Origin of the sequence: Elioraea rosea (assembly GCF_007644105.1) — a bacterium.
Classification (GTDB): Bacteria; Pseudomonadota; Alphaproteobacteria; order Acetobacterales; family Acetobacteraceae; genus Elioraea_A; species Elioraea_A rosea.
In genome coordinates this window covers 1-20,210 of sequence record NZ_VFAC01000028.1, presented here as the reverse complement: position 1 = coordinate 20,210, position 20,210 = coordinate 1, and the positions used below count along the sequence as shown (strand labels likewise).

Annotated in this window: 17 protein-coding genes and 1 pseudogene; 7 read left to right on the top strand and 11 right to left on the bottom strand. The window is 71.5% G+C overall.

The features are described from left to right. Positions 1 to 121: 121 nt before the first annotated feature. A complete protein-coding gene (locus FIF60_RS15640; protein ID WP_144187029.1) occupies positions 122 to 1,081 on the top strand; it encodes a hypothetical protein in 960 nt (319 codons plus the stop codon). Between the two features lie 75 nt (positions 1,082 to 1,156). On the opposite strand, the gene FIF60_RS15635 is transcribed toward FIF60_RS15640, so the two are convergent. Together FIF60_RS15635 and FIF60_RS15630 are read right to left on the bottom strand one after the other, a co-directional pair. Beyond that, positions 1,157 to 1,792: an MlaC/ttg2D family ABC transporter substrate-binding protein gene (locus tag FIF60_RS15635; protein WP_239451658.1), complete on the bottom strand. Its 636-nt coding sequence runs from the start codon at positions 1,790 to 1,792 to the stop codon at positions 1,157 to 1,159. Beyond that, a complete protein-coding gene (locus tag FIF60_RS15630; protein WP_158639250.1) occupies positions 1,789 to 2,580 on the bottom strand; it encodes an MlaA family lipoprotein in 792 nt (263 codons plus the stop codon). The genes FIF60_RS15635 and FIF60_RS15630 overlap by 4 nt, the downstream gene beginning before the upstream one ends. Before the next feature lie 248 nt (positions 2,581 to 2,828). Here FIF60_RS15630 and metF point away from each other — a divergent pair, with 248 nt between their 5' ends. Continuing rightward, positions 2,829 to 3,803, top strand: coding sequence for a methylenetetrahydrofolate reductase (gene metF, locus FIF60_RS15625; protein ID WP_144187026.1), 975 nt, complete (start codon positions 2,829 to 2,831; stop codon positions 3,801 to 3,803). Positions 3,804 to 3,809: 6 nt separating this feature from the next. On the opposite strand, the gene FIF60_RS15620 is transcribed toward metF, so the two are convergent. Continuing rightward, a complete protein-coding gene (locus tag FIF60_RS15620; RefSeq protein ID WP_144187025.1) occupies positions 3,810 to 4,754 on the bottom strand; it encodes a hypothetical protein in 945 nt (314 codons plus the stop codon). Between the two features lie 75 nt (positions 4,755 to 4,829). Here FIF60_RS15620 and FIF60_RS15615 point away from each other — a divergent pair, with 75 nt between their 5' ends. The 3 genes from FIF60_RS15615 (at position 4,830) to FIF60_RS15605 (ending at position 8,541) form a co-directional block, all read left to right on the top strand. Continuing rightward, on the top strand, positions 4,830 to 5,324 hold the full coding sequence (locus FIF60_RS15615) for a pentapeptide repeat-containing protein (RefSeq protein WP_144187024.1): 495 nt from the start codon (positions 4,830 to 4,832) through the stop codon (positions 5,322 to 5,324). Positions 5,325 to 5,443: 119 nt separating this feature from the next. Further along, complete coding sequence (locus tag FIF60_RS15610; protein ID WP_144187023.1) at positions 5,444 to 7,654, top strand: ATP-dependent helicase; 2,211 nt, start codon at positions 5,444 to 5,446, stop codon at positions 7,652 to 7,654. After that, entirely contained in the window at positions 7,651 to 8,541 is an 891-nt protein-coding gene (locus FIF60_RS15605; protein ID WP_144187022.1) for a 50S ribosomal protein L11 methyltransferase, read from the top strand. Before FIF60_RS15610 ends, FIF60_RS15605 begins: the two co-directional genes overlap by 4 nt. A 122-nt stretch (positions 8,542 to 8,663) precedes the next feature. Here FIF60_RS15605 and FIF60_RS15600 read toward each other — a convergent pair whose 3' ends face one another. Then, positions 8,664 to 9,068, bottom strand: coding sequence for a DUF1127 domain-containing protein (locus tag FIF60_RS15600; protein WP_144187021.1), 405 nt, complete (start codon positions 9,066 to 9,068; stop codon positions 8,664 to 8,666). A 188-nt stretch (positions 9,069 to 9,256) separates the two neighbouring features. On the opposite strand from FIF60_RS15600, the gene FIF60_RS15595 reads away from it, so the two are divergent. Together FIF60_RS15595 and FIF60_RS15590 are read left to right on the top strand one after the other, a co-directional pair. Beyond that, on the top strand, positions 9,257 to 11,041 hold the full coding sequence (locus FIF60_RS15595) for an aminopeptidase P family protein (RefSeq protein WP_144187020.1): 1,785 nt from the start codon (positions 9,257 to 9,259) through the stop codon (positions 11,039 to 11,041). Beyond that, complete coding sequence (locus FIF60_RS15590) at positions 11,038 to 11,478, top strand: DUF1810 domain-containing protein (protein ID WP_144187019.1); 441 nt, start codon at positions 11,038 to 11,040, stop codon at positions 11,476 to 11,478. The genes FIF60_RS15595 and FIF60_RS15590 overlap by 4 nt, the downstream gene beginning before the upstream one ends. On the opposite strand, the gene FIF60_RS15585 is transcribed toward FIF60_RS15590, so the two are convergent. From FIF60_RS15585 to FIF60_RS21675, 7 genes and pseudogenes are all read right to left on the bottom strand, one after another. Beyond that, a complete protein-coding gene (locus FIF60_RS15585) occupies positions 11,460 to 13,337 on the bottom strand; it encodes an AsmA family protein (protein ID WP_144187018.1) in 1,878 nt (625 codons plus the stop codon). The genes FIF60_RS15590 and FIF60_RS15585 overlap by 19 nt on opposite strands. Continuing rightward, positions 13,330 to 15,414 (bottom strand): NAD-dependent DNA ligase LigA, encoded by a 2,085-nt coding sequence (gene ligA, locus FIF60_RS15580; RefSeq protein WP_144187017.1) that lies wholly within the window; start codon positions 15,412 to 15,414, stop codon positions 13,330 to 13,332. The genes FIF60_RS15585 and ligA overlap by 8 nt, the downstream gene beginning before the upstream one ends. Beyond that, complete coding sequence (locus FIF60_RS15575) at positions 15,411 to 15,878, bottom strand: GNAT family N-acetyltransferase (protein WP_158639249.1); 468 nt, start codon at positions 15,876 to 15,878, stop codon at positions 15,411 to 15,413. The genes ligA and FIF60_RS15575 overlap by 4 nt, the downstream gene beginning before the upstream one ends. A gap of 2 nt (positions 15,879 to 15,880) precedes the next feature. After that, complete coding sequence (gene recN, locus FIF60_RS15570; RefSeq protein WP_144187015.1) at positions 15,881 to 17,545, bottom strand: DNA repair protein RecN; 1,665 nt, start codon at positions 17,543 to 17,545, stop codon at positions 15,881 to 15,883. Between the two features lie 58 nt (positions 17,546 to 17,603). Continuing rightward, positions 17,604 to 18,461 (bottom strand): outer membrane protein assembly factor BamD, encoded by an 858-nt coding sequence (locus FIF60_RS15565; protein ID WP_144187014.1) that lies wholly within the window; start codon positions 18,459 to 18,461, stop codon positions 17,604 to 17,606. A gap of 94 nt (positions 18,462 to 18,555) precedes the next feature. Further along, positions 18,556 to 19,578: a UDP-3-O-acyl-N-acetylglucosamine deacetylase gene (lpxC, locus tag FIF60_RS15560; RefSeq protein WP_338032092.1), complete on the bottom strand. Its 1,023-nt coding sequence runs from the start codon at positions 19,576 to 19,578 to the stop codon at positions 18,556 to 18,558. Between the two features lie 377 nt (positions 19,579 to 19,955). Then, positions 19,956 to 20,210: pseudogene (locus FIF60_RS21675) on the bottom strand (hypothetical protein); the annotation flags it as partial.

Here is a 20,210-nt window from a genome sequence, read left to right as displayed (position 1 = left end):
CCAGAGCGTGACGGCACCGGCCCAGTGTTTCAACCGTAGTCACCCATTCGGGTGATGCTCGTGTGACCTGGCGCACACATAACTGTGAACGCGGCACTCAGCGCCGCGAACGAGAGGGGTCATGTCGGGACGCATTCCCATCCTGTTCGCGCCGCCGGAGCCTGCGGAGGTGATTCGCCTGGCCGGCGTCTGGGCAGAGCAGATCCACTCCGCAACCGGCGCGTACCGGGTTGTATCGGAGCTCGCTGCTGCGCTCGCGGGGATCGCGCTCGGCCCGGCGGAGGAGGAGCTTCTGCCGCTCAGGCGGGCGCTCGCGGCGCATCCGCTCACCGAGCTCCTGCGCCGCGACCCGCTCGCGGCGCGGGCCTGGACGTCCGACCACCTCGGCCGCCCCCCTGACGGCGAGATCGCCGACCTGATGCTCCGCCATCCCGACGCTGCCCGGCTGATCGCTTCGGCCGACGCGGTGGGTCGGAACGTGTTCGCCGCCACGTCCGGCCTGCCGACCTGCGAGGCGGTGCGCGAGCATCGCCGGCTGATCGCCCGCTTGGCCGACCAGGCTGCCGAAGAGCGGCCAGGAGCGCGGGTCCTCTGCATCGCCCCGGCGCATCTCCGCGAAGCCGAGCTCTCTGCGGCGGGTCCGTCCGGCGGCATCCGACGCTGGGTCGCGCTCGTCGATGATCACGAGCCCGCGTCGGACATCGCGGCGGAACTGCCCGTTCCGTGGGTCGTTCCACATGTCGGCCCCGTCATCGATGCGCTTGCCGAGGACGATCTTGGAGAGCCGTTCGACTTCGTCTACTGCAAGTCGATCGCGTACTTCAGCGGGCGGCAGGCCGAGGCGATCATCCGCCACAGCTTCGCGCGCCTGCGCCCCGGCGGGCGGCTGATGCTCAGCGCCTGGGCCGCGGCTGCTCCGGACAGGGCGTTCTGGATCCTCGGCGGCGCAAGGCTGTCGGCACGCGACGAATCGCAGCTCGCACGCCTCGTCACCGTCCTGCCGGAAGCCGAGATCGCCGAGCGGAGGGTGTTTCCCTCGATCAACGGCGCGCTTCTCTATCTCGAGGTGGTGCGGCGCTGAGGCCTCGGCTCTCGCCGTCTACGCTTCGAGGGCACGCGTTCCCGATCGGTTGATGCCGATCGATCGGGCCGTACTCTAGCGCCGCTCCTGGCTCTCGAGCTGGGCGAGCTGCTGGCGCATCGCGCGGAGGAGCCCGTCCATGCCGCCGCCGCGCTGAACGACGGCGGCGTATTCCGAGCGCTGGGTGATCCTCAGGCTCGAGCCTTCCGCCACGACATCGACGATCTTGGGCGCACCGCCGACATCGGCGACGCGCCAGTCGAGCATGACATCGGGGTTGTTCGGGCGCGAGACGGTGGTCGAGACGACGGCCTCGGTCTCCGAGGCCATCTGCTTGCGCCCGACATTGAACGTCACGCCGCGAAGCTCGCCGAAGCGCGCGGAGAGGTTGCGCACCAGCGTCTCCTCGAACAGCGACAGGTACTCCCGCCGCTGCGCCTCGCTTGCCGTGCGCCAGTGGCGGCCGAGCACGAACTGCGCGACACCCTGCACGTCCACCGCCTCGCGCAGCACCTTGGCGACGGCGTCGCGCTTGGCGTCGGTCCCGCCATTGCCGTTGACGATGCCGATCACCTGGTTGCCGCGCTCCTCGATGAACGCTCCCGCCCGCGCGGCAAGGTCGGTCGAGGCGGCGCCGCGCGGCGCGGCGAGGAGGGCGGGCAGCGCGGCGGCGGTGCCGAGGAGCAGAAGCGCGGAACGGCGCGTCATCATTGCGGTAGTCCCTGGCGTTCGCCGGTCCAGTCGAAGTAGCGGCGCTGGCCGACACTCTGGTTCTGGATGTCGCGGTCGCGCTGCTGGCGGTACAGGCTGCGGATCGCGGCGTAGTAGTCGAGGCTCTGCGCCTTCAGCGCATCGAGCGGCTCGATGAGCCCTTCCCTTGTGTCGATCGCCTGCGCGACGACGCGCGCGATCCTGAGCGCTTCGACCGTGTCGCCCTGGCCGAGCCACTGCCAGGGGTCGGTGAAGAAGTCGATGATGCGGCCGGTGGTGTCGCGCACGTTCGACGGCCCGAGGATGGGCAGCACGATGTAGGGCCCGCCATCGAGCGTACCGGCCCATACGGCGAGGTTCTGGCCCATGTCCTCGTATTGCGGCGGAAAGCCCATGTCGGAGGCGAAGTCGAAGATGCCGAACACGCCGAGCGTCGAGTTGATGGCGAAGCGCGAGAAGGAATCGGCCGCCCGGTCGGAGTTGCCCTGCAGCGCGTTGTAGACAGTGGTGCGGGGCAGAAGCAGGTTGTCGAGGAAGTTGCCGAGGCCCGTCCTGATCGGCTGGGGTATGAAGATCCGGTATGCCTCGGCCGCGGGCCGAAGCAGCATGGTGTCGACGGCCTGGTTGAAGGTGTGCGTGACGCGGTTGACCGGCTCGAGCGGGTCGTTCGTCTCGAAATACTCTGCCCGCGCCTCCGGGTCGGAGGCAGGGGGAGGGAGGTTGCAACCGGCAACAAGCGCGAGGGCGCCGACCGCGGCAACGACCCTGAGGGGCAGGCGAGGGATCACGAATGCACCCGTCTCTGTTGTTCTCGACCGCACGGCACGGCGCGCCCGCAGCAAAACGGCGCGCGCCAGACCTGCCTGCCGCACCGCACCACAGTAGCGTGCCGCACCTACGGTCGCAAAGACAGGTTTGCAAGCGGTTTATGAAGATCCCCCTTAGGTGTGACAGGGTTCACGCACGCGCCGCCGGGCTTGCGCGGGAGGGCGGGCGCGGCCATTCATGAGATCCACCATTCGAGGGATCGGCGCCCATGGCCGGCACGACTGACGACAGCACCACGCGCTCCGTGCTCGCCCGCTGGGCGGCCGGGCCCCGCTTCGCCGCCCTTCCCGGCCGGCCGGACGGGCTCGGCGCGCCGAAGCTCTCCTTCGAGTTCTTCCCGCCGAAGACCGAGGCGCTCGAGACGCAGCTCTGGTCCTGCATCCGGCGCCTCGAGCCGCTCGGGCCGCGCTTCGTGTCCGTCACCTACGGCGCGGGCGGCACGACGCGGGAGCGTACCCATGCGACCGTGGCGCGCATCGCGAGGGACACCTCGCTCACCGCAGCGGCGCACCTGACCTGCGTCGGCGCGTCGCGCGCCGAGGTCGATGCGGTCGCCCGCGCCTATTGGGAGGCGGGGGTTCGCCACATCGTCGCGCTGCGCGGCGACCCTCCCGCCGGCGTCACGCGCTACGAGCCTCACCCGGAGGGCTACGCCTTCGCCGCGGACCTCGTCGGGGGCCTGCGCGCGATCGCACCCTTCGAGATCTCCGTCGCTGCCTATCCCGAGACCCACCCCTCCGCCGCCTCTGCCGACGCCGATCTCGACAACCTCAAGCGCAAGATCGACGCCGGCGCGACGCGGGCCATCACCCAGTACTTCTTCGAGGCCGACACCTATCTCCGCTTCCTCGACCGCTGCCTCGCCGCGGGCATCTCGGTTCCGATCGTTCCCGGCATCCTGCCGGTGACGAACTTCGCGCAGGTGGTGAAGTTCTCTGCGATGTGCGGCGCCTCGGTCCCGCCCTGGCTCGCCCGCCTCTTCGAGGGTCTCGACGACGACGCCGAGACCCGGCGCATGGTCGCGGCCGTCGCCGCCGCCGAGCAGGTCCGGCTTCTCCAGGCCTCCGGCATCGACGAGTTCCACTTCTACACGCTGAACCGGCCGGACCTGACCTACGCGATCGCCCACATCCTCGGCGTCCGCCCGGCCGCCAGGCCCGGCGAGGCGACGGAAGCCGCCTGAACGCGCCTACGCCTTCTGCGGCGGCACGAGCCTGAGATAGACGGGCCTGAGCAGGAACGGGCTCAGGAACAGCGGGAACTGGCAGAGCGCGAAGAACATCAGCAGCGCCGGGTCGCTGTCGGACGGCATCACGGCGAGGTAGAGCGCCATGTTGCGGTTGCCCGAGAGAAGCCCGGTGGACAGCGCGATCCGCTTGCCGAACGGCCAGAAGGCCACGGCCGTCAGCAGGTTCAGCCCGTAATTGACCAGGAAGGCGAGCGCGGTGGCGCCGAGCACGAAGCCTGGCCGGGCGAGCATCGCGGCCAGAATCCCGTCCATCACGCCGATGCCGTAGAGGCCGACGAGCGCAACCGCCGCACCGTCGATCGCCACCCCCCAGCGCTGCAGCCGCTCCTGCCCCGCCACACGCCGGATCGCGAGGCTCGCGAGAAGCGGCAGGCCGACGACGAGTGCGAGCCGCGCAGACAGCCCGCCGATCGTCAGCGGCAGGGCGACGCCGAGCAGCCCGAGCGCCAGAGGCGGCGCGGTGAAGGGAACGACCAGCGTGGAGAGTACCGAGCCCACGAGCGAGAGCTGCGCATCGAGCCCGACAAGCCGGGCGAAGGCGGGTGCGGAGGTGGCCGCACAGCCTGTGGCGGCGACCACGAAGGCGGCGCCCAGCGGCCCCTCCAGCCCTGCCTCGGCGGCGAGCCAGACGAAGCCGAAGGCGATGAGAGGCGAGGCCACCATGAGCCAGCCGAGCAGCCAGGCGACGAGGCCCGGGCGGCGGAGATAGGCGAACACGGCAGCGAAATCGACTCGCAGCAGCACGAGCGTCATCAGCCCGACGACCGTCGGCGTGACGATGAAACGCATCGCACGTGCAAGTGGTGGAGCGAACAGGCCGACAAAAATCGAGACGGCGAGCAGGAGAGCGCCGCGGCGCGCACAAAGCTCGAAAAACCGGCGCATCCGACTCCCGCCGCAGTGACTGTTCCGGCGGATCGGGCCTTTGCGCCGCCGGACGTCTGTTCTATATGGCCCCGCATGCACACGCTACCTGTCCTGGTCGCGGCGCTCCTGCTGCTCGGCGCTGCACCCTCCCACGCTGCCTGCACATCTCCCGCGGGCCCCGAAGTCGATTGGCGTCGCTGCCTGCTTGCGGGGCGTGACCTGAAGGGGGTCGACCTCACGGGGGCGGTGCTGCGCGATTCCTCGCTTCACCGGGCCGACCTCACCGGCGCCAAGCTCGTCCGCGTCGATGGGCCCGATGCGCGCTTCGTGTCCGCGAGGCTTCGCGACGCGGACCTGACGGAGGCGAATTTCCGCTCGGCCGACTTCACCCGGGCCGACATGCGGGGCGCGACGCTGCACAAGACCGACCTTCGCCAGGCGCGCTTCTTCGGCGCCGACCTCCGCGGCGCAGACCTGACGGGCGCGGATCTCGGCGGGGTGGACCTCAACAACGCCCGGCTTGGCGGTGCCCGCTGGCTAGATGGCGAGCGTGTCTGCGCCGAGGGCTCGATCGGCATCTGTCAGTAGGCGCTGCCGCGCTGAACACGTCTGACGGCGTCGCCGCGCACGGCCTTCCTAGCGGCGTTGCCGCGCATGGCCCGTCTGGCGGCGTTGCCGCCGGAGGCGCCTCCGACCATGCTGCTGGAATGGACCCCTACCCCTATCTCGCGCGGCTGAACCCCGAGCAGCGCCAGGCCGTCGAGACGCTCGACGGCCCGCTCCTCGTGCTCGCCGGCGCAGGCACGGGCAAGACGCGGGTGCTGACCGCCCGATTCGCGCATCTGCTTCTGACCGGTCGCGCCGCGCCGGGCGAGGTGCTTGCCGTCACCTTCACCAACAAGGCCGCGCGCGAGATGCGCGAGCGTGTCGCTGCGATGCTGGGCCGCCCGGCCGAGGGGCTCTGGCTCGGCACCTTCCACGCGCTCTGCGTGCGCATGCTCCGCCGCCATGCCGAGCGCGTCGGGCTCCGCTCGAACTTCTCCATCCTCGATACCGATGACCAGCTTCGCCTGCTCAAGCAGGTGATGGAGGCGGCGAATGTCGACCTCAAGCGCTGGCCGGCGCCGGGGCTGATGGCGGCGATCCAGCGCTGGAAGGACCGCGGCCTCGCCCCTGCGCAGGTGAGCCCGGCCGAGGATACCGACTTCGCCGGCGGCCGCGCCCGAGCGCTCTACGCAGACTATCAGGCGCGGCTTCTTGCCCTGAACGCCGCCGATTTCGGCGACCTGCTGCTGCATGTCGTGACGCTTCTGCAACGCGAGCCCGACGTGCTTGCCGAGTATCACCGGCGTTTCCGCTACATCCTGGTCGACGAGTACCAGGACACCAACACGGTGCAGTATCTCTGGCTTCGGCTTCTCGCGCAGAAGCATCGCAACATCTGCTGCGTCGGCGACGACGACCAGTCGATCTACTCCTGGCGGGGCGCGGAGGTGGAGAACATCCTCCGGTTCGAGCGCGACTTCCCCGGCGCTGTGATCGTGAGGCTCGAGCGCAACTACCGCTCGACGCGGCCGATCCTCGCCGCGGCCTCCGCCCTGATCGCGCAGAACGAGGGCCGCCTCGGCAAGACGCTGCGGCCCGGGCGCGAGGACGCCGAAGGCGAGAAGGTCGAGGTCCACGCGCTCTGGGACAGCGAGGAGGAGGCGCGCATGGTGGGTGCGCGCATCGAGGCGCTGCGGCTCGAGGGCCATTCGCTCGCCGAGGTCGCGGTGCTCGTGCGCACCGGCGCGCAGACCCGCGCCTTCGAGGAGCGCATGATCACGCTCGGCCTCCCCTATCGCGTGGTGGGGGGGCTTCGCTTCTACGAGCGCGCCGAGATCCGCGATGCGATGGCCTATATGCGGCTCCTCGCGCAGCCGGCCGACGACCTCGCCTTCGAGCGCATCGTCAACACGCCACGCCGCGGCGTGGGGGACACCGCGCTGCGCGCAATTCATGATGCCGCGCGGCGCGAGGCCGTTCCGCTCTCGATCGCCGCCGAACGGCTCGTCGGCACCGACGTTCTGAAGGGCAAGGCGCGGCCCGCGCTCGCGCAGTTCTTCCGCGACCTCTCGCGCTGGCGCGCCATGCTCGACCGCGAGGGGCATGTGGCGACGGTCGCCGCGATGCTCGACGAGAGCGGCTACACCGAGATGTGGCGCAACGATGCCTCGCCAGAGGCGCCTGGCCGGCTCGAGAACCTGCGCGAGCTCGTCCGCGCCATCGCCGATTTCGAGACGCTTCAGGGCTTCCTCGAGCACGTCTCGCTGGTGATGGAGAATGACGAGGCAGCCGAGGCAGACCGCGTGACGCTGATGACGCTTCACGCGGCGAAGGGGCTCGAGTTCGACACGGTGTTCCTGCCTGGCTGGGAGGAGGGCCTGTTTCCGAACCAGCGCGCGCTCGACGAGGGCGGAACGAAGTCGCTCGAGGAGGAGCGCCGCCTTGCCTATGTCGGGCTCACGCGCGCGCGCCGGCGCGCGATCGTCTCGTGGGCGGCGAACCGACGCATCTACGCGAACTGGCAAAGCTCGATCCCCTCCCGCTTCGTCGCCGAGCTGCCCGAGGCAGAGGTGGTGCGTGCCGCGGCACCGGGGCTGCAGGGCCAGGGTTTCGGTGGTCGCGCGCCGGAGCCTGCGTCCTCGATGTTCCCCGCCATCAGCTTCGGCGGCGCGCGCCGCGGGCGCGTGATCGAGGCAGGCGCGTGGGAGATCGCGCCGCGCCCCGAACGGTCGGACCGCCTCGCCGTCGGCACCCGCGTGTTCCACCAGAAGTTCGGCTACGGCACCGTGCGCGGCGTCGACGACGATAAGCTCGACGTGGAGTTCGCCACCGGAACGAAGCGCATCCTTGACCGGTTCGTGGAAAAGGCATGACGGCCCCCGCGCTGCCGCGGCTGTTCGTGACGGTTCCCGAGCACGCCGTGCCCGCCTTCACCGCCGCCTTCGAGAGCGCCTGCGAGGGGGTGGCCATCTTCCGCGCCGATGACGACCCGCATGCGGCGGCACCGGACTGGACGGTGGAGGGGCTGCTGCGCGAGCCGGGCAACCGCGCAGCGCTGGAGGGCGCGCTAGCGCTTGCCGCCGCCGTCTCCGGCATCGCGCAGCCCGCGCTCGCCGAGGATGCGGTGGAGGCCGAGGGCTGGCTCGCGCGCACCCGCGAGGCCTTCCCGCCGCAGCCGATCGGACGGCGCTTCCTGATCCGCGGCACGCATGACGCCGAGGCCACCATGCCGGGCCGCCTCGCGCTGACCATCGATGCCGGGCTCGCCTTCGGCTCCGGCGAACACGCGACGACGCGCGGCTGCCTGATGGCGCTCGAGCGCCTGCCGAGGCCGCGCGGCTGGATGGCCGATATCGGCACCGGCTCCGGCGTGCTGGCGCTCGCGGCAGCCGCTCTCTGGCATGTCAGGGCAATCGGGGTGGAAATCGACCCCTGGGCGGCGCGCGTGGCTGCCGAGAATGCGCGGCTGAACCGGCTGCACCGCCTTGCCAGGCTCGTGCACGGCAATGGCTGGAAGGCGCCCGCGATCCGCCGCCACGCGCCCTACGGGCTGGTCACCGCCAACATCCTCGCCCGCCCGCTCTGCGCCATGGCGGCCGACCTCGCGCGCAATCTCGCCCCCGGCGGGCACGCGGTGCTGTCCGGCCTGCTGGTCGACCAGGCGCAGATGGTTCTCGCCGCCCACCGCCGCGCGGGCCTCGCGCTCGCGGGGCGCATCGACATCGGCCACTGGGCAACGCTGATCCTCAGGAAACGCTGACCCGAAGCATGGCCGTCGCCATGCGACGGGTGCGCGCGAGGTTGGGCGGCGGACGAGCGCAAAAGAAAGAGGGCGGCACCCTCTCGGGGACCGCCCTCTGGCAGCCTTGGTTCAGCCGGGCGTCAGGCGGCGGCCTGCATCCGGAGCTGGACGTTGCTGTTCGCGGCGACCGGCGCGGGCGCCAACGAAGCGGCGCTGCGGCGGGCGGAGGTGCGGGTCACGGCGAAGTCCTCGTCGAACACCCGGGCGAGATCGGCCCGCTCGAGGCCGATATCGGCAAGCTCACGGTCCGACATGGACTGGAGCTGGTCGAACACCGCCCGGCGCTGGGGGTAGTTTACGAGGAACACGACGGCGGCGCGGATGCCGCTGAAGAAGGCGGCGACCCCGCGCTTGATCGCCTGGCCGATCGCCTCGTCGCGGGCGCGGATGGCGGCAAGCCGGATGGCCTCCACCTCACGTGCCGTGCGGCTCGGGGCCAAGTTCAGAAGGAGAGCGGTCTCCTCCTTGGTGATGCGGGCGTCCATGGTCTAGGGTCCTTGCGCGCGAGGGGGGCAGCTCTCGGCCGTCGCCGTCGGTGGCGCCGGCTGCCACCCCCTGTTCGCATGTGCAACATGGGCCCGAGGCGGCCTTTGAACACGCGGGATGGTACCCATCCAGCCATGCGTCGGGCGCATGGAATTTCCGGAGCTATGAAACACGCGTGAAACCCTTCGTGAATGATTCCGTGCCAGCGCTTCGCGCCGCGCTCGCCGAACGTGGCCTCGATGGCTTCATCGTCCCCCGCGCGGATGAGCACCTGAACGAGTACATCCCCGCCTCGGCTGACCGGCTTCGCTGGCTCACCGGGTTCACCGGCTCGGCCGGCCTCGCCATCGTGCTGGCCGACCGCGCGGCCTTCTTCACAGACGGGCGCTACCTGCTCCAGGCCGAGGCGGAGGTGGATCCGCGCATCTTCACCATCCGCCACAGCATCGAGGCACCGGCCGAGGCCTGGCTGCGCGAGACGCTGGGGAAGGGCCAGCGCATCGGCTACGACCCGTGGCTGCATGGCGAGGAGGCGCTGGCGCGGCTTTCCGCCGCCGTCGCCTCCGCCGGCGCCACGATCGTCCCGGTCGAGGGCAACCCGGTCGATACGGTCTGGCGTGGCCGGCCCGGGGTTCCTTCCGGCCGCCCCGTGCCGCACCCGATCGCCTTCGCGGGTGAGGAGGCGGCGGCGAAGCGCGCCCGCATCGGCGAGGCAATCGCCAAGGCCGGCGCGGCCGCTGCGGTGCTGACGGCGCCCGAGAGCATCGCCTGGCTCCTCAACATCCGCGGCGACGACGTGCCCTACAATCCCGTCGCGCTCGCCTTCGCCATCGCCCATGCCGACGGGCGCGTCGCGCTGTTCATCGAGCTCTCGCGCCTCGACGCGACGCTCCACGCGCATCTGGGCAATGCGGTGACGGTCGAGCCGCCTTCCGGCCTCGCCGCTGCGCTTGCGGCGCTCGGTGCGGCGAAGGCGACGGTGATGGTCGATCCGCGCAGTGCGCCCGCCTGGTTCGCCGCGCGGCTGCGCGAGGCCGGCGCGACGGTGCTTGCCGAGCCGGACCCGGTGCTTCTGCCCAAGGCGCGCAAGAACGCAGCCGAGCAGGAGGGGGCCCGGGCGGCACAGCGGCGCGACGCCGCAGCGATTGCCCGCTTCCTCGCCTGGTTCGAGCGCGAGGCGCCGAAGGGCGGGCTCGACGAGCTCGCCGCCGGCGAGGCGCTTCTCCGCTTCCGTGCGCGGGGGGAGCATTTCGTCGGCGAAAGCTTTCCCGCGATCACCGGCTCCGGCCCGAACGGCGCGATCATCCACTACCGCGCGACCGGGGCGACGAACCGGCGCATCGCGAAGGGGGACGTGTTCCTCCTCGACAGCGGCGCGCAGTATCGCGACGGCACCACCGACATCACGCGCACGCTGCTCGTGGGCGAGGCCGCGCCCGCGCTTGCCGAGATCGCCGACCGGTTCACGCGGGTGCTGAAGGGCCACATCGCGATCGCGACCCTGAAGTTCCCGAAGGGCATCGCCGGGCCGCATATCGAGGCGCAGGCCCGCCGCGCGCTGTGGGATGTCGGCCTCGATTACGATCACGGAACGGGTCACGGCGTCGGCAGCTACCTCTCGGTGCACGAGGGCCCGACCGGCCTCTCCCGCGCCGCGCGGCCGATCGCGCTTGAGCCCGGCATGATCCTCTCGAACGAGCCCGGCTTCTACGCCCCCGGGCGCTACGGCATCCGGCTCGAGAACCTGCTCCTCGTGCGCGAGGAGACGATCGCGGGGGCGATCAAGCCCTTCCTCGGCTTCGAGACGCTGACGCTCGCGCCGTTCGACAGGAGGCTGATCGTTCCGTCGATGCTCACCGAGGCGGAGCGCGCTTGGCTCGATGCGTATCACGCCCGCGTGCTGCGCGAGATCGCCCCGCTCGTCGAGCCCGAGGTGGCGTCCTGGCTGCGCGGCGCCTGCCCGACGCTGTGACCGCCGACCCGCATGACCTCGCCCGCTTCGTCACCGCGCAGGCGCCGGTGATCGAGACGGCCTTGGCCGAGCTTCGCGCGGGGCGCAAGCGCACCCATTGGATCTGGTTCGTGTTCCCGCAGCTGCGCGGGCTCGGCCAGTCGCCGATGGCCGTGCGCTACGGCATCGCCTCGCTCGCCGAGGCGAGGGCCTATCTCGCCCACCCCGTGCTCGGCCCGCGCCTGCGTGCATGCACCGAGGCCGTGCTCAGCCAGCCGAACACCTCGCTGCACGCGATCTTCGGCTCGCCCGACGATATGAAGTTCCGCTCCTCGATGACGCTCTTCGCCGCGGCCGCGCTGGAGGATGACGGGGTGTTCGAACGCGCGCTCGACGCGTTCTGCGCGGGCGCGCGCTGCGAGACGACCGGCGCGCTGCTTCAGCGCGCCGCGCCGTAGCAGGCATTCGCCTCGGCGATCTCGCGAAGCGACGGCGGCAACCCGCCAGCGCGGCTTGCCACGCTGAACCGCGCGCGCTCCGCCCTCGGCCATTCGGTCGTCGCGATCGAGGGGTCAGCCAGCGCGCCGGAGAGTCGTACCGGAACATCGAGCGCGATCCCGCTCGTCGTTTCCGCCACTGAGCCGATGCGCGCATCGACGGTGCCGCGCGCGAGATCGATCCGGCCGGAGGCGACGACCGTTCCGGCCGTGGTGGACAGCCGCGCGGCCGCGATATCGCCCCGCCCTCCCGCAATGTCGACCATGGCGAGCAGGCAGAGGATTCGCGCGCGTTCGCCGTTGCTCCGGAACAGGGCGCGGACATCGGTCGAGACCTGCTCGACCAACTCGCGCTCGATGCTTCCGCCCTGCATGGCGAATACGCCGACGATCCGCGCTTCGCGCTCCGCCTGCGCGAGCGTCTCGCCCGAGCCCGTGATGCTCGCGCGCAGGTCGAACGGCCCGGCGAGCGGCACAGGCTCGATGCCCGCGGCGCGTCGGGCGCCGTCGATCGTCGTTCCGCGGCCGGACAGGAACGCCTCGAGGCTCGCCTCGCCGTCGCGTTCCGTCACCGTACCGTTTCCCTCGATCCTGCCGCCGAACGCCGAGAGCGCGAGCGTCTCGACCGTAAGCCGCCCCGGCGCGATCTCGACCTTCAGGGTCGCATCGGTGCCGCGGAGGCGGCGGAACGCGATCTCGCCCGCAGCAAGGTCGCCGCGGAACAGCGGGTCAGGCTCGCGCTGCACGACGCGCGGCAGAAGCAGTCCGTCATCGTCGCCGCCGCCGTCAGGCAGGGTTTCGAGGAAGCGGGCGAGATCGAGCTTCTCGAAGGTCAGGGTGGCCTCGACGAGATCGGGGTCGGCATCCGGCCCCTCGACGAAGCGGACCAACGGGCCGGACACGGCATGGCCGTCGACGGTTCCCGTGAGATCGGCGAAACGCCAGTCCGCGTCGTCCCGGGAGCCGGAGGCCGCGACCGCGACGGGCACGTCCGAGCCCGCCTCGAGCCCGGCGACGGCAAGGATCTCGCCGAGACTCGGCCCTTCGAGGGTGGTCGTTCCCCGCACCTGGTCGAAATTCAGCGGGTCCATCGCCGTGCCCTCGTGCGCGAGAACCGCGTTGCCGGAGCGGAGGCGGAGCGCGATGGGGAAGGGAAGGTCGGCGTCGTGCAGCTGGTCGAAGCTGCCGAGCGCCGCCTCGAGGGTGAGCGGGGCGTCGTTGTAGGCGCCGTCGGCGCGCAACGCCGCGGGCGACGCGCTGTCCGGCGCCTCCAGCGCCGCGGCGTCGATCCGAAGGGCAAGGCGCCTGCCGCTGCGGGTGCGGATGATGATCTCCCCGTCTGCGAGCGCGAGCGCCAGGACAACGGGAACGCCCGCGCGCGGCGGCGGCGACGGCGCATCCGAGGCCGGGCCGAATGACCAGTTGCCGCGGCCCTCGCCGTCGCGCTCGAGAAGCAGCCTCCCGCCCTCCGCCTCGAGGCGTCGCACGACCACCGCGCCGCGCAGGAGCGGCCAGGCCTCGATCACGGCATCGAGCCTCTCGATCCGCGCCATGTCGGGTTCGGTTCCACCCTCGATGTTGGCCAGACGCGCGCCGCGGAGCGTGACGGCGATGCTTTGTCCGGGATCGATGCGAAGGCTCTCGATCGTCACGCCGCGTCCGACCGATGCAGAGATGCGCCCGGCTGCGAACCCCGCAAGCTCGACGCGCGGCAGGAGCAGCACCGCCGCCCCGGCGAGCACGACGATGAGGGCTATCAGCGCACCGGCCAGGATGGCGGCGCGCCGGAGTCGCGGCCGCCTCGGTGTCGTGTCAGGCACTGAACCCGGCCATCTCGCGCCACTCGGCCTCGGTGACGGTCCGGACGCCGAGCGCGGCCGCCTTCGCCGCCTTCGAGCCGGCGTCTGCGCCCACCACGACGAGATCGGTCTTCTTCGACACGCTGTCCGTCACCTTCGCACCAAGCGCCTCGGCCCGGGCCTTCGCCTCAGGCCGTGTCATCGTCTCGAGGGTCCCGGTGAAGACGATCGTTTTCCCTCCGAGGACGCCGGCCTCGCTGGACGTGGCCGCGTCCTCCGCCTTCACCTCCGCCATCAACGCATCGAGGGCGGCGATGTTGCGCGGCTCGGCGAAGAATTCGACGAGCTCCTCGGCGATGGCCGGGCCGATGCCGATGATCGAGCCCAGCTGCTCCCGCGCCTCAGACCCGACGATCCGCGCCGCGATCATCGCCTCGCGCCAGGCGTCGAAGCTTCCGTAGTGCCGGGCGAGAAGCTTGGCGTTGGCCTCGCCGATGCGGCGTATGCCGAGGCCGAAGATCAGCCGCTCGAGCGGGATGCGCCGCCTCGCCTCGATGCCGCCGAGAATGTTGTCGAGCTTCCTGTCCTTCCAGCCCTTCCAGGAGAGGATCGTCTCGCGATGGTCCTTCAGGCGGTAGATGTCGGCGGGCTGGCGGATCAGCCCCGCCTCGTGGAAGAGGATGACGTTCTCCTCGCCCAGGCCCTCGATGTCGACGGCGCCGCGCGAGGCGAAGTGCCTCAGGCGCTCGACCACCTGGGCGGGGCAGATCAGCCCGCCGGTGCATCGGCGCACGGCCTCGCCCTCGGGGCGCACCGCGTGGCTGCCGCAGGCGGGGCATCGGTCGGGGAAGACGAAGGGCACGGCATCGGCCGGCCGCTTCTCGGATACGATGCCGAGGACCTGGGGGATCACGTCGCCTGCGCGCTGGATGATCACCGTGTCGCCGATGCGGATGTCCTTCCGCGCGATCTCGTCCTCGTTGTGCAGCGTTGCGTGGCGGACGACCACGCCGCCGACGGTCACTGGGTCCATCACCGCCCGCGGGGTCAGCGCGCCGGTGCGGCCGATCTGGATCTCGATGTCGCGGAGCACGGTGGTGGCCTGCTCGGCCGGGAACTTCCAGGCGATCGCCCAGCGCGGGGCGCGGCCGACGAAGCCCAGGCGCTCCTGCCAGTCGAGCCTGTCGAGCTTGTAGACGACGCCGTCGATGTCATAGGGAAGCGAGGCGCGCTGCGCGCCGATCTCCTCCTGGAACGAGTTGGCGTCCGCCCAGTCCTCGAGACGCTTCGAGAGGGGGTTCACGTGGAAGCCCCAGGCCTCGAGCCGCTCGAGGAAGCCCGAATGCGTGTCTGCCACCTTCTCGGACGCTTCGCCCATCGCGTAGGCGAAGAGGCGCAAGGGGCGCTTCGCCGTCACCGCGGCGTCCTTCTGGCGGAGCGAACCTGCGGCGGCGTTGCGCGGGTTCATGAAGGGCTCCTCGCCCTCTCCCTCCAGCCCGGCATTGAGCGCGAGGAACTCGCCCCGCTCCATGTACACCTCGCCGCGGATCTCGATCAGGGCGGGCGCGTCGCCCTTCAGCCTGCGCGGCAGGTCCTTGACCGTGAGCAGGTTGGCGGTGACGTCCTCGCCCTCGGTTCCGTCGCCGCGCGTCGCGCCGCGCACGAAACGGCCCTTCTCGTAGGTGAGGTTGATCGAGGCGCCGTCGATTTTCGGCTCGGCGACGAAGGTGAGGGGTTCCGAAGCAGATAGGCCGAGGAAGTTGCGTATGCGGGTGACGAACTCGCCGAACTCGTCCGCGCCGAATGCATTGTCGAGCGAGAGCATCGGCTTGCGGTGCCGCGCCTTGGCGAAACCCCGCGCCGGCGCGGCACCGACGCGCCTGCCCGGGCTGTCGGGGCGCACCAGTCTCGGGAAACGCGCCTCGATCGCATCGTTGCGGCGCTTCAGCGCGTCATAGGCGGCGTCGGAGATCTCGGGCCTGTCGCGCTGGTGGTAGAGCGCGTCGTGACGCGCGATCTCGGCCGCGAGCGCGGCGAGCTCCTCCGCCGCCTGCGCCTCCGTCAGCGCCTCCGGGGCGATCGCACGGAGCGTGCTCATCGCCGCGCGATCTCCGCGAGCCTCTCCCCGAGGACGGCGAAGGCAAGCGTGCGCTGCTCGATGTTCGCATGGCGGCGGTAGAACATGTGGGCGTCCTCGTTGTCCGGCATCGCGACCCACCAGAGGCTCGTCCGCCCCCGCGCGAGCGCCTCCCGTGCCGCAGCGGCAAGCAGGGCCGATGCCGTGCCGCGCCTGCGGTGCGCGGCCGTGACGAAGAGGTCGGACACGTAGAAGCCATGGCTTCCGTGGCTGCTCTCGAAGCTCGGCATCATCGCGAGGTAGCCGATGGCCTCACCCTCCCGCTCGGCGATGAGGGCGAGGCCGGGTGCGGCCTGGTCGAGCCAGGCCTCACGGAGATCCTCGATCGTCGCGCGGTCGTCCGGGTCGTTCTGCGTGCGTGCGAGAGCAGCGGCCAGCGCAAGCAGGGCGGTTGCATCGCCAGGGCCCGCGCGGCGGATCGTCATCGTCATGATCCTGCCGCGAGAAGGCTGTCGGCGGCCGCGCGGGCGGCATCGGTGATGCGCTCTCCGGCAAGCATGCGCGCGATCTCCTCCCGCCTCTCCTCCTCGCCGAGCGGCGTGACGGTGGTCACGGTTCCCGCCTTGCCGCTGCGCTTGGCGACGCGCCACTGCACGGAGGCCTTCGCCGCCACCTGGGGCGAGTGCGTCACGACCAGGACCTGCAGCGCGGCCGCGAGGCGGGCGAGGCGCTCGCCCACCGCGGCCGCCGTCGCCCCGCCGATGCCGCTGTCCACCTCGTCGAACACGAGCGTTGGCACCGTGCCGCCGGCGGCGAGCACGACCTTGAGCGCAAGCATGAGCCGCGCAAGCTCGCCGCCCGATGCCGTGCGCGCCAGCGGGGCGGGAGGCATGCCCGGGTTCATCGCGACCAGGAAACGGACGGAGCAGGACCCGTCCGGTCCCCATTCTGCCTCCGGAAGAGCGGTCACTTCCGTGATGAAGCGCGCCTTCTCGAGCTTGAGCGGTGCGAGCTCCTTCGCCACCGCGCGGTCGAGCCTCGAAGCAGCCTCCGTCCGCGCCGCGGTGAGGGCCTCGGCGGCGGAGCGGTAGGTCTCGCGCGCAGCGGCGGCGGCGGCGGCAAGCCCGGCAATCCGTTCCTCGCCCGCATCGAGCGCGGCGAGCCTCCCGCGCAGCTCGGCAAGGAGCGCGGGCAGGGCATCGACGCTCGTCTGGTGCTTGCGTGCCATCGCCCGCAGCGCGAACAGCCTCTCCTCCGCGCGCTCGAGGCCCTGCGGGTCCGGCCCGCTGTCGGCGACGAGGCGTTCGAGAAGCATCTCCGCCTCCGCCACCGCATCCTGCGCGCGGCCGATCGCTGCGAGCGGCGGCTCCGCCTCGTCGTTCGGCTGGGGCAGGCGGTCGAGCGCGCGGGCGGCCTCGCGCAGCGCCGTCGCCGCGCCGCGCTGGCGCGAAAGCGCGGCGAGCGCCTCCGCATAGCCCTCGGCACGCTTCTCGCCCTGCTGCATGCGCCGCCGCGAGGCATCGAGCGCCTCCTCCTCGCCCTCCTCAGGCGCGAGCCTCGCCAGTTCCTCGACGGCGTGGCGAAGGTACTCCTCCTCCTTCCGCGCGGAGACGACGGAGGCTTCCGCATCGGCGAGCGCGCGCAGCGCCGCGCGCCAGGAGGCATGGGCGCCAGCCGTGCGCGCGCGCTCTCCCCCGAGCCGGCCGAACGCATCGAGAAGCCCGGCATGCGTCGCCTCGTCGGCGAGGCCGACCTGCGCGAATTGTCCCTGCACCTCGACGAGCAGCGCGCCGAGGCGGCGCAGCAGCGCGACGCCGACGGGCTCGTCATTGACGAAGGCCCGGCTTCGCCCATCGGCGCCGAGAACCCGGCGCAGCACGATGCCGTCCTCCGCGCCGATGCCGTGCTCGGCGAGAAGCGCCAGTGCCGGGTGGCCGGGGGGAGGGGCGAAGCCTGCGGCGACGGAAGCCTGCGCCGCGCCCGCGCGCACGAGCCCCGCCTCGGCACGATCGCCGAGCGCGAGGCCGAGACTGTCGAGAAGGATCGACTTGCCCGCCCCCGTCTCTCCCGTCAGCGCCGTCAGCCCCGCCCCGGGCACGAGATCCAGCCTGTCGATCAGCACGACGTCGCGGATCGAGAGGGAGACGAGCACGGCCGGTGCCGTCAGCGCCGGCGGAACGTGACGGCGGTGCGGGGCGCGCGCATCGCGCTCAGAAGACCGACGACCACCAGCGCGACAGCATGCCGGGCCGGTCGACCTCCGCCGGCTGCGCGCCGGGCGTCAGCAGCGCGTAGCTGTCCTGGTACCAGGGGCTTCCCGGATAGTTGTGGCCGAGCACGGCGGCGGACTTGCGCGCCTCCTCGGTCAGCCCGAGCGCGAGATAGACTTCGACGAGACGGTGCAGCGCCTCGGGGACGTGGTTCGTCGTGTCGTACTCGTCGACCACGCGGCGGAAGCGGTTCACCGCCGCGGCGTAGAGGTTCCGCTGCTGGTAGTAGCGGCCGATCGTCATCTCCTTGCCGGCGAGATGGTCGCGCGCGAGGTCGATCTTGAGCCGCGCGTCGCGGGCATAGGGGCTCTCGGGGAAGCGGTTGACCACGTCCTGCAGCGCCGCCATGGCCTGGCCGGTCATCCTCTGGTCGCGCTCCACATCCGCGATCTGCTCGTAATAGCTCATGGCGCGGAGGTAGTAGGCGTAGGGCAGGTCCCGGTGCGCGGGGTGAAGCCTGATGAAGCGGTCGAGCGTGCCGATCGCCTCCGTGTAGCGGCTCCGCTGGTAGTCGCTGTAGGCGGACATCAGCTTCGCCGTGGTCGCCCATGACGAGTAGGGGTGCTGGCGCTCCACCTCTTCGAACAGCGCGACCGCGCGGGCGTGGTTGCCCGCCTGCTGCGCGTCAACCGCCTCGTTGTAGATCTGCTCGACCGGCCTCTCCCTCGAGATCAGCGGGTCGCGCGGATCGTCGGTGTTGCCGCATCCGACGAGAAGCGCCGCGGCGAGCAGGGCCGGCGCGAGCAGCGCGCGTCCACGAAGCGGGCGGCGGGGCGAGGAGCGGTTCGGTGTCGTCATGGCAGGGAGCGACTATACCACCCCGGCGGCCGGCGCCAGAGCCTGCTCGGCGCGATGTGACCGGATCTGGCGGCCAGCGCCCGTGCGGATGATGTCAGGCCGGCGCGGCGGCGGCCGCGGCGATGCCGCTCGCGCCCGCGCGCACCGACACCCCGGCGCCGAGACCCGCCGGAGCGAGGCGCCAGGCTGCGTCATCGGCGAAGAGAGCGCGCAGCGCGAGGTTGTTCAGCCGATGGCCAGGGCGGCGTGCGACGACGCGCGCGGTGAGCGAGACGCCCGAAAGTGCGAGGTCGCCAACCATGTCGAGAAGCTTGTGGCGCACGAATTCGTCGGCGAAGCGGAGGCCGCCCTCGTTCAGGATGCGTGCGCCCGAGACGACGACGGCGTTCTTCAGCGATCCGCCCCGGGCGAGCCCGGCGGCACGCAGCGCCTCCACCTCCTCTGCGAAGCCGAAGGTGCGGGCGGCGGCGAGGTCGGCCTTGAAGCCATGCGGCGTAAGGCGGACGGCGCGGCTCTGCCGGCGCACGGCGGCTGCCGGGAAATCGATCTCGGCCTCGAGGGCAAGGCCCTGGAAGGAGGCGGGAAGAAGCGTGACGAACCCCTCGCCCTCGGCAACGCGCACGGGGCGGAGCACCTCGACGACCTGGCGCGGCGCCTCCTGCGCGACGAGGCCGGCGCACTCGATCAGGAACACGAACGGGGCGGCGGAGCCGTCCATCACCGGCACCTCGGCGCCGTCGAGCTCGACCACCGCATTGTCGACGCCCATGCCCGCGAGGGCGGCCATGACATGCTCGACCGTGCCGACGACGGCGTCGGGCCGGCCGGGAAGACCGAGCGTGGTGTTCAGCCGCGTGTCGACCACGTGGTCGAACCGGGCGGGAATCTCGATGCCACCAAGGTCGGTGCGGCGGAACACGATGCCGCTGTCGGGCGCGGCCGGAAGCAGCCGCAGCGCGATCCGCGCCCCGGAATGCAGGCCGATGCCGGTGCAGCCGATCGGCGCGCGCAGCGTGCGCTGCGGCGCAAGCGCCGTCGCCTGGACCTCGCGCTCCCCCCTCGCCGGGGCGAGGATGGCGCGGGCGTCGCGCTGCACGGGGTCACGGGTGATCTGCACGGGGCATGTCTCTCGGCAGTTTCGACAATCCGGGCGGAGCGGAACCCGGGGGAGGCACGTCACGGGATAGGGTCGCGCCGGCAGGTGCTATCCTTGCTAGGCCTGGTCAACCCCAGGAAAGGTCAACCCTGCTGCCGGACCGGCCCTTCGAGCCGATGCCGCGAGCCGACTCGGCCGGATCACGACACGGTGGGACGCTAGGGCCCGGCGCGGCCTGCCTCAAGTCAAGGCTTGTTACTGCATATTTCAGTGTAGCGCCCTGATTTTTCCACATTTAGGGCGAGTTCTGGGCGGGCAGGAAAAACAACGCCCTCGGTCATGAAAAAGGCCCCGGGAAGCGTCTTCCCGGGGCCTTTCATTGCGGGGTCGCGCCGAGATCAGTTGGCCTGGCGGCGGAGGAAGGCAGGGATCTCGAGGCCGAGATCCTCCGCAGGCATGGCCCGCTGGGCCGGGCGCGGGCTTGCCTCGAGCCCCGAGGGCTGGGGCTGCGCCGCATAGGCAGGCGGCGTGGCGACGGCCGGGCGCGGCGCAAGCGGCTCTGCGCCGCCGAGCGTCGGCGCCTGGCGGGGAGCCGCGGGGGCAGGCTCGACGTGCTGCATCAGCTGCTGCGTGACCCGCTTGAAGATCGACGG

Excerpts from the sequence above, each read along its gene's own strand:
- FIF60_RS15610 (WP_144187023.1), top strand. The coding sequence starts at position 5,444 with ATGGACCCCTACCCCTATCTCGCGCGGCTGAACCCCGAGCAGCGCCAG.
- FIF60_RS15575 (WP_158639249.1), bottom strand. The coding sequence starts at position 15,878 with ATGACGATCCGCCGCGCGGGCCCTGGCGATGCAACCGCCCTGCTTGCG.
- FIF60_RS15600 (WP_144187021.1), bottom strand. The coding sequence starts at position 9,068 with ATGGACGCCCGCATCACCAAGGAGGAGACCGCTCTCCTTCTGAACTTG.
- FIF60_RS15565 (WP_144187014.1), bottom strand. The coding sequence starts at position 18,461 with ATGACGACACCGAACCGCTCCTCGCCCCGCCGCCCGCTTCGTGGACGC.
- FIF60_RS15635 (WP_239451658.1), bottom strand. The coding sequence starts at position 1,792 with ATGATGACGCGCCGTTCCGCGCTTCTGCTCCTCGGCACCGCCGCCGCG.
- metF (WP_144187026.1), top strand. The coding sequence starts at position 2,829 with ATGGCCGGCACGACTGACGACAGCACCACGCGCTCCGTGCTCGCCCGC.
- FIF60_RS15605 (WP_144187022.1), top strand. The coding sequence starts at position 7,651 with ATGACGGCCCCCGCGCTGCCGCGGCTGTTCGTGACGGTTCCCGAGCAC.
- FIF60_RS15620 (WP_144187025.1), bottom strand. The coding sequence starts at position 4,754 with ATGCGCCGGTTTTTCGAGCTTTGTGCGCGCCGCGGCGCTCTCCTGCTC.
- FIF60_RS15615 (WP_144187024.1), top strand. The coding sequence starts at position 4,830 with ATGCACACGCTACCTGTCCTGGTCGCGGCGCTCCTGCTGCTCGGCGCT.
- ligA (WP_144187017.1), bottom strand. The coding sequence starts at position 15,414 with ATGAGCACGCTCCGTGCGATCGCCCCGGAGGCGCTGACGGAGGCGCAG.
- FIF60_RS15640 (WP_144187029.1), top strand. The coding sequence starts at position 122 with ATGTCGGGACGCATTCCCATCCTGTTCGCGCCGCCGGAGCCTGCGGAG.